Source organism: uncultured Nostoc sp., from assembly GCF_964245445.1.
Classification (GTDB): Bacteria; Cyanobacteriota; Cyanobacteriia; order Cyanobacteriales; family Nostocaceae; genus Nostoc.
The window spans coordinates 1-8,192 of the sequence record NZ_CAXTNE010000149.1; the positions used below are offsets into that span (position 1 = coordinate 1).

Below are 8,192 nucleotides of genomic sequence, written 5' to 3' on the forward strand. Positions count from 1 at the left end.
ACTCATCCTACTTGAGCAATCAACTTTGCACAAGCACCCAATGCATTATCTAATAGCTTCTTTTATTGTATTTATCAAACAGACAAAAACACTGCTATTTGAAGAAAACAAACAATAGAAAGGAGAGAAAATTAGTGAACATCTTTGGTCAAAGCTGAAAGGGCAACTTATTAGTCTTGAATAGGAAATCGAATTATTCCAGGTGAACAAGCGTTAGTAGCGCTATACAAGTAATGATCCATTAAGGAGAAAAACATGGCTGAAAAACAAGGTAATCCACCCACCACTCACACTGTTAAAGATGGCGATACATTATTTGACATTGCACAAGCCTATTATGGTGACGGCAATCAGTGGCACAGAATTTCTGATGTAAATGGCGGTGTGAAACCTGAAAATTTACAAATTAGTCAAAAACTTCAAATTCCTTAGAACCACAGCAAAATAGCTATTACTAGCAGTAGTTACTAGGAATGCAGAAGGTTAGCTAAGCAAACTAACCTTCTCCAGCTATAACGTGACAAAAGCGTCCGAGGAAAGCAATCGCATTCCCAGTGGATGTAAAGAAACATTTCTGTTTCTTAGAAGAAGGATATCTTGCACATATTTATAATAGTCATAAATGTAGACAAGAACACGGTTGAAATCATGAACTTGATAAACAAGGAAGAAAAATGATGCACGCTGATTTAATTGAACCAACTCGCGAAGAAGTCTTACGCTTAATTGCCAAACAAAATAATTTTTTGAGTGATTTACTGCAAATTCCCGACATATTTAAAGAAAGTGATGATGATGGGCAACAAAGAACTGACAGTCAAAAAGTCGAGCATTGGCAAGAAATTCTTAGCAATGAAGCACAAAAAGTAAATGGATTGGAAATAGTTGTGGCAGTGGTAGGTAGCATGAAAGCTGGTAAGTCAACTACTATCAATGCCATTGTAGGTTTAGAGTTATTACCAAGTAGTAACAAAGCGATGACTTCCTCGCCAACATTAATTCGGCATCGCGTAGGTCAAATACAACCTGTTCTATCCTTTCCAAAAAATAAGGTGATGGAAAAGATGGTTGAAGAAATAAAACAAAAGTTAATTTATTTAAAGAATGATCAAAAGTTAGACTCAGTAGAGCTATATAAAGATAAAGATGGAAAGGAACTAATTCAAAGTATTATCAATGGAATTTTTATTAATTTCCATGAACAGTATGAAGGACAAGATAATATCTTAAATTCCTTAAAGCTTTTCAATGAGTTAATACGATTATCTATAGACCCAAATATTAACGTTCAACCTTTTATCAAAGGATATGAGAATATTAATGACTTACCAACTATCGAAGTAGAGTTCTTGCACTTACCCAATAAAGATGAAGTAACTAAAGGGAGCTTAACTTTACTAGATACACCTGGTTCTAACGAATTTGCGATAGGTAAAAAGTTACGCAAGGTGTTAAGCACTCAAATAACAAAAGCATCAGCAGTTTTAGCAATTCTACACTACGGTCAAATGCGATCTGATGGAGAAGGTCAAATGCGTGAAGAACTAGAAGATCAGATTCAGCAGATAAAAGATAGCTTGTTTATCTTCGTCAATAGATTTGATGAGAAAGACCGTAACGGTATGGAAGCTGACGCAGTAAAGCACTATGCTGCGGAAAATTTTATGAAAGGGCAAGTTAAACAGGAATGTGTATATCCAGTATCTGCAACTTATGCCTTCCTATCTAATCGTGCTTTGTACGACATTAAGGAAAAGGGAAATTTACCAGATTATAAAGTTGAAGAAAATAAGTGGGTAGAAGATTTTGGTAAAGCTGTTTTTGGAGTTCGTTGGGAAAAAAAAATTCGGGAAAGAGACGAAGTTCAAAGTGGTGCCGAGGAGTTATGGGAGCTTAGTGGTTTTAAACAGCCTATCAATGAAGTAGTTGTCAAAGCGGCAAGTACAGCAGCATTGGTAAGTACGAAGTCTGCGACCGAAAGAATGATTAAATATGTTAATTACTTGCAAAACTTTTTAGAATCACGTCTTATTGGTTTGAGTCAAAGTATCGACCAAATTCGTCAAGCTATAGATGACTTGAAACAAGATATAGAAAAAGTTGAACAAGCTGAAACTACGGCAAATAAAGCGTTACAAGAGTTGATGAATGAATTTTTGAATACTGCTCAAACAATATATGAGGACGTTAAGCAAGACTTGATAATAACCTTAGAAGATTATTTTGAAAGGGGCAAAAAGCAAGAAGTAATGGAATTACGGAAACAACAGGAACATTTTAAAGAAGCCTTACAAATACTGGAAAAAAGAGGGGTAAGGGAAATTTTGGAACATGATAAAGAAAAAAGTTTGGAAAGTAGAGATATAAGGGGAATTTTGAAAAAAATAGTAGATGATAAGGCACTTTTAGAAACGGAAAAATCTCTTGATTTTGATCCTAAAAATCCACAAATTGAGTTTTCTTCGCAAAAAGAAGCAGAGTTTTTCTTGAAGACTATAAATGACCGTGTAATTGATATTGTAAATGAGCGAGTAAAACAACTAAAATCACGCCTTACAGAATTATCAAAAGAACTTGAACAAAAAATTCCTCAAAGACTTAAAGAGAAAGTAGAAGTTATACTAAAAAATGCACAAGAACGTTTGAAAAGTGAGGGGTTTTCGCTGACATTTGATCTGCCTGAACCAGAGATAGAACAAAATGATATTGATTTAGTTGAACTTTTTGTATTAGGTATGGAAAAATCTAGTAAACGTCTACCTTCACCAGAGCTTAGAGAAAATAAAGCTTGGTGGGCTGGTATAGCTCGATTTTTTGGTAACTTATTTGATAAAAGGTGGGGATACGAAGCTTATATTGAGTACAAAGATACAGACATCTATATTGTTGATATCAACAAAATTAGAGGGAAAGTAATTGACAATTTGTATACTAGAATTGATGAACTTAGAGATAAAAATCAGTATTTTTTTTGATGAGACTCTAAAGCCTCTTTCAGACAAATATTTTGGTGCTTTAAAAGATTATCTCGAAATAATTAGAGGAGACCTGAGTGATAGTATTGAAAATCAGAACTTGGATCAGCAAGCTCAAACAAATTTATCGCAACGAATTTTTAATTTGAAAGAAGATATAGAGTTACATAAACAAAATTTGGAGTCTTTAAAACTCATTTATAAGTAAATATGTAAATAATGTGTGTTACGGCTATGTAAGAATTCGAGAGTTAAAGAGAGCGATAACTAACCGTAACGCACTACATTTGATAATGCATTATGCATTGAACGCATCCTAAAATTTAAAGTTTACTTTATAAATCATCTCTAAGCATAATTTGAGATGATCTGAAAGAACTTATCCAGTTAGCGGAATAAATTCAAGTGACACTAGATGAACTGCGAAGGCTACATCCTCAGTTAACAGAAAAAGCAATAGTCGATTATGTCAATGGTCTTGAGGTTCTTAATGATCATTTGCGGTTCCATGACCAAACCAACAATGAGTTCTTAACAAGAATCTGGGATTCCATCACTGGTAGGACAGCACAACGTGAACAAATCATTGATGGTAATATAACTAATAGCCTGAAAACAGTTTCTGTCTGGCTACAGGATATTCAACTCCATCAAGGTGAAAGTGACATTGCTGTTACTCGCTTGGCAGGTAAGTTAAAAGAAACCCGTACAGGTGTGATGCGCTTACAAGAGCGACACAACGAGCTAGCAAAAGATGTGCAAGTGATTGCTCACCACGTTGATCGATTGCAGATTCAGGTTCAGGAACATTGGATTGAATTAGAATCTAAAATTAGACAGGTCAATGCTGGAAGATTAGCTAGTACTCATTTAGAACAAGTGTTTGATAAATGGCAGGCAGAACGCTTAAATAACTATCCGCCTCTAGCACGATTCTATATAGTGATAGATGAACTTTACTGGGGTTACTTTGGAACCTACTGCCGTAGCCAATTTGGAATAAGCGAAGTACACGAACTGATGGAGCAGTTACGTAATAAAGGCTGGACTCAGATTAAACAAGATTTAGGAGGTGATGTTTCTCAGTTAATGCTTCCAGAAGAATGGTTATCTCCCATTCAAGAATTACCTAAAGAATTGCGTGAAGTACTGATATATTTGAGCAATTGGGCAGATTTACAAACCGCTCCTGTTACTTGGGCGATTAGAAATGCTGCCTTACTTAAATCTGGACTTCCTCATGATTTTCCTCGCGTTTTTTCAGGAGAACACGTAATTAATCATTTAATGTATGAAAACAAAAAACGAATTCAGTTCAATAATAAACCTTTTACATAATTAGTTGATGGTATAAAATAAGTCTTTCTACCTTGATTCAATATACTTATGCGATACGAACAAACAAAACGGCTATCGAATCGAGAGTTCAAGCATCTGTTTGGAGTGCAATAACATACTTTTGATGAAATGGTCAAGGTATTGCAAGATGCTGCTAAGTCAGTCCGCGTTAAAAATCAACCTATATAAAGAAATGTAAAGCCCCAGAATATCTTAAAAACAGGTTATTCCATAGCTTTTACAAAAATAAACATAGATTGGTTTTATCGTGCCAACTTACTTAGCTGTAAAGTAGACGATTATTGGGCTTTATAACTATGAAGTCCACAAAGCCGCATAAACAAGCTTTCCAACTTCTCTAAAAATTTCACAGACAAGTGATTCTATCATAAATTTTTTTTCAAGAGGTCTAATGACTACTAAACCTTATCGAGTAGGCTTGGTTTTAACTGGCGGTGGTGCTAGAGGTGCATATCATGTAGGCGTGATTAAATACCTAGCTGACATGAACATTCCAATTGATGCCGTCGCTGGTGCTAGTATTGGTGCTTTGAATGGTGCAGTTGTAGCAGCAGCACCCAATCTCAAGATAGCGTCAGAAAGTTTACAAGAAATTTGGAACTCACTTGCTGCTAATAGTCCTATTAAGATTAACAGTACAGAAACAATTAAGTACATTGGCAAGATATTGCTTGGTCAAGTTGCTCCACTAATAGCTGGAACAAGTGATGCATTATCAACTGTAGGCAATCTTCAGACTCTATTGTCAGAAAACGTAGGTTTTGGGGACAAAAGTCCTATCCATAGGTTGTTAGATAGGTATTTAGACTTAGAAAAACTTCAAAAAGGTTTACCTTTATATGTTTCCGTATATCGAAGTCAAGGTAGCTTGAATGACTTATTTTCTGCCATTCTCGCTTCAGTAAACTTAATTAATACTCAACATTCTGAATTTTTACATATTCAATCTCTGAAACGAACTCAACAGCGCGTAGCCATTCTTGCTTCAGCTGCTATTCCTCTGTTATTTAAAGCTGAACAGATTGAGGTTAACGAAACTAACTTTTTCTATTCGGATGGTGCTCAAGGAGGTATAAAAAATGTCCAGGGTAATACTCCCATTACTCCATTGCTTGAATTAGAAAATTGTACCCATATTATTGTCAATCATCTAAGTGATGGCAGTTTATGGGATCGTAATGCTTTTCCAAGCATCACTCCTATAGAAATTCGTCCAGGAAGGGTTATACAACGTCAAGGTTTAGCAAAAGATTTAATAGGCTTTGATGCCAATAATATTCAATCTTGGATTCAACAAGGTTATGAAGATACTCAACGTTGCTGTGAAGACGTTGCTCGTGCTATCCATATTCATGAAATAGCCAATCAGGCTAGAAAGCAACGAGATGAGGCGATAGATGAATTAGACAATGATAATTTCTATATTGACCAAGCCTAACAATTTTAGAGGTTGTTTGAAAAGTTCGCGAGAGAGTAAAAAAAGTTTTTGAGCGTTGCTTTTATAAATGGGCACAATCGATAGTTGCAGTTGGATCATAAGTAATTCCCATTGACAGTGAGGCTCTGAGAGGTTGTTTTAAAAGAGTTGGCTTGAGGCTCAAGTGCGACTCAGGGGCGCGATCTCAAATCCCAAAACTCTGATTTTCTCGTAGCAGTTTCTCGGTGGCCAGGGTAGTGAAACACACGCTTGAGGAATTTTCAAACATCCTCTTAGAAACACTGCGAAAGCGTCGAAATACAATATTTTTTCAATGATGGGCAAAAACTTCTAATTCCATAAGCCTGAATCGCTGCAAGAGTAGCTGGCTTTAATTGCAGCTATTGAGGAGATTTAAGATTAGCAACTTAAACCAATACCAATCATCAGATTAATTTTTGTTTAGTTAAAGGATTTGAAAAATGAGCGTCTCTGGGGATTATCCAAACGTACCTGACTGGGTATCAAAAAGCGAGGGATATAAAACAGGAGCGACGGTAAAATATAAGGGAAATATTTTTTATGCGAATTTCTGGGCTTCAGAACCAGGTGTAGGAGATACAGATCATAATGGTTGGCGATTCTATGATGAGTTGTACGATCTAACACCTCACACTCCAACCCAGCAAGCCAAAATTATAGCATATATTCCCACTTGGCGAAAAAAAGAAGGGTTTAACTATGCCAACGAAGAGATGTATCAATACATTACTCACGGTATCATCTCCTTTCTAATGTTTAGTGAAACAAATCTTGGTGAGTTTGACCCTATCTCAGTCGATAATGTTAATGCAATTCTGCCAGATGTTGTTAACACTGGACATCGAAAAGGTACCAGAATTTTAATTGCACTGGGAGGTGCAACTGATTATGGATTCCTCAATCTTATGACATCTGTAGGGAATAACTCTGCAAACCCATTACTCGATCAAGCTGTACAAAATGTACTAAACTTTGTTAAGTCAAACGATCTAGATGGTGTAGACCTAGATTTAGAGTGTTGGTGGGATAAAAATAATGATGCTAGTAAAGACCAAGGGGGTAGATCCAAAAGTGAAGGACCACATCCTGCCGGATATGCTTTGACTTTATTTGCACAAAAATTAAAGCAAGCAATGCCTGACAAACTTGTTTCAGCAACTTTATTTGGAACTTCATGGTATGGAAATAACTATGATTCTAAAATAGCTGATCATGTGGATTGGCTTGCTATTATGACCTACGATCTAACTGGGTCATGGAATGTGTCTCCAGTTGGACCACATTCAACTCTTTTTAAAATACGCAATCAAGATTCCGCAAAAATTCGTAATCAAGAGTTTTATCAAGAATCTTATACTAAAGAGCAACAAGGAGAGTGGCCGGGTGGCGGCATTTTAAATAATCCTATTCTTTCGGTAGAAGACACACTTTGGTACTGGACAAATCCATTATTTGTTAACTGGCAAGGTTCTGGACAAAACATACCCAGAAATAAGATAGTTGCGGGAGTTCCGGTCTATGGATATGACTTTGCCTATGGTAAAGATCCAGATGACCTAAGTGGTCAGATACCTCCAGGATACAAATTTATTAAGTATAAAGATATAGTAACTCAATTTCCGGATGCTCATACGGCAGCAAATGGCAATATTAAAGTACCAGGAAATACCCCAAGACCGCCGTTCGTCTCTGCGGCAGGAACTTACCCTTACACTCACAATATCTACTTTGAAACGCCCGAAATGGCTCTGACTAAATTGAATTTCTTAAAGAGTGTTGGAACGCAGGGTGTGATTATTTGGGAACTTTCCAATGATATTTGGGAAGAAGGGAAGAGTATTATTAAAGTTCTTTACGAAAACTCAGGCAACCCAGAAACTAGACCAGCATTGCCCTCTTCAAGTGGGAAGCCACCTTTACCAAGTGATAAACTTACACCGTACATTCTACGATTCAGAAATTACACAAATGAGTTTACTGCTGAAATAGCAAAATGCCAGGAGCAACGAACATCCCGATTAGGTTTGCTTGTTGAACCCAGTCTAGAAGCAGTGATTGTAAACTATTTTAATACAGATGGAAAAGCGAATGGTAAAGAAACAAAGAGTGGGGATGCGAACAACTTTGCGGCAAGATGGGTAGAGATAGAGGAAGAAGCAAAAAGGTATAAGGTAGGTAGTCCAGAAACACACAGTCTCATAACAGATATCAACAGTAAAGTTGAACAGTTGGTCAACCAAGTAAAGCCTAAAATTCAGGAAGAGGATGGTTGGCTATTTGTGCCGTTCTATTTATTGATTGCTGTGTTCCAGACACATGTTTTGCTGGAACGCTATGTGAGGCAATATCCGGGCTTAGTTATCGATCCGGGTTCGGGTCCGGGTCCAGGTTCAGGTCCA

Annotated in this window: 5 protein-coding genes; all 5 read left to right on the forward strand. The window is 36.6% G+C overall.

Going from position 1 to position 8,192, the window contains the following annotated elements; translation table 11 throughout:
• The first annotated feature begins 255 nt into the window (after positions 1 to 255).
• Positions 256 to 432, forward strand: coding sequence for a LysM peptidoglycan-binding domain-containing protein (locus ACFE90_RS22520; RefSeq protein WP_375504476.1), 177 nt, complete (start codon positions 256 to 258; stop codon positions 430 to 432).
• Positions 433 to 674: 242 nt separating this feature from the next.
• Positions 675 to 2,975, forward strand: a complete 2,301-nt coding sequence (locus ACFE90_RS22525; protein ID WP_375504478.1) for a dynamin family protein — start codon at positions 675 to 677, stop codon at positions 2,973 to 2,975.
• A 405-nt stretch (positions 2,976 to 3,380) separates the two neighbouring features.
• On the forward strand, positions 3,381 to 4,313 hold the full coding sequence (locus ACFE90_RS22530) for a diguanylate cyclase regulator RdcB family protein (protein ID WP_375504480.1): 933 nt from the start codon (positions 3,381 to 3,383) through the stop codon (positions 4,311 to 4,313).
• A gap of 412 nt (positions 4,314 to 4,725) precedes the next feature.
• Positions 4,726 to 5,772, forward strand: coding sequence for a patatin-like phospholipase family protein (locus tag ACFE90_RS22535; RefSeq protein WP_375504482.1), 1,047 nt, complete (start codon positions 4,726 to 4,728; stop codon positions 5,770 to 5,772).
• A 461-nt stretch (positions 5,773 to 6,233) separates the two neighbouring features.
• Positions 6,234 to 8,192: glycoside hydrolase family 18 protein (locus tag ACFE90_RS22540; RefSeq protein WP_375504484.1), on the forward strand; the 1,959-nt coding region annotated here is incomplete at its 3' end.

Excerpts from the sequence above, each read along its gene's own strand:
- ACFE90_RS22520 (WP_375504476.1), top strand. The coding sequence starts at position 256 with ATGGCTGAAAAACAAGGTAATCCACCCACCACTCACACTGTTAAAGAT.
- ACFE90_RS22525 (WP_375504478.1), top strand. The coding sequence starts at position 675 with ATGATGCACGCTGATTTAATTGAACCAACTCGCGAAGAAGTCTTACGC.
- ACFE90_RS22535 (WP_375504482.1), top strand. The coding sequence starts at position 4,726 with ATGACTACTAAACCTTATCGAGTAGGCTTGGTTTTAACTGGCGGTGGT.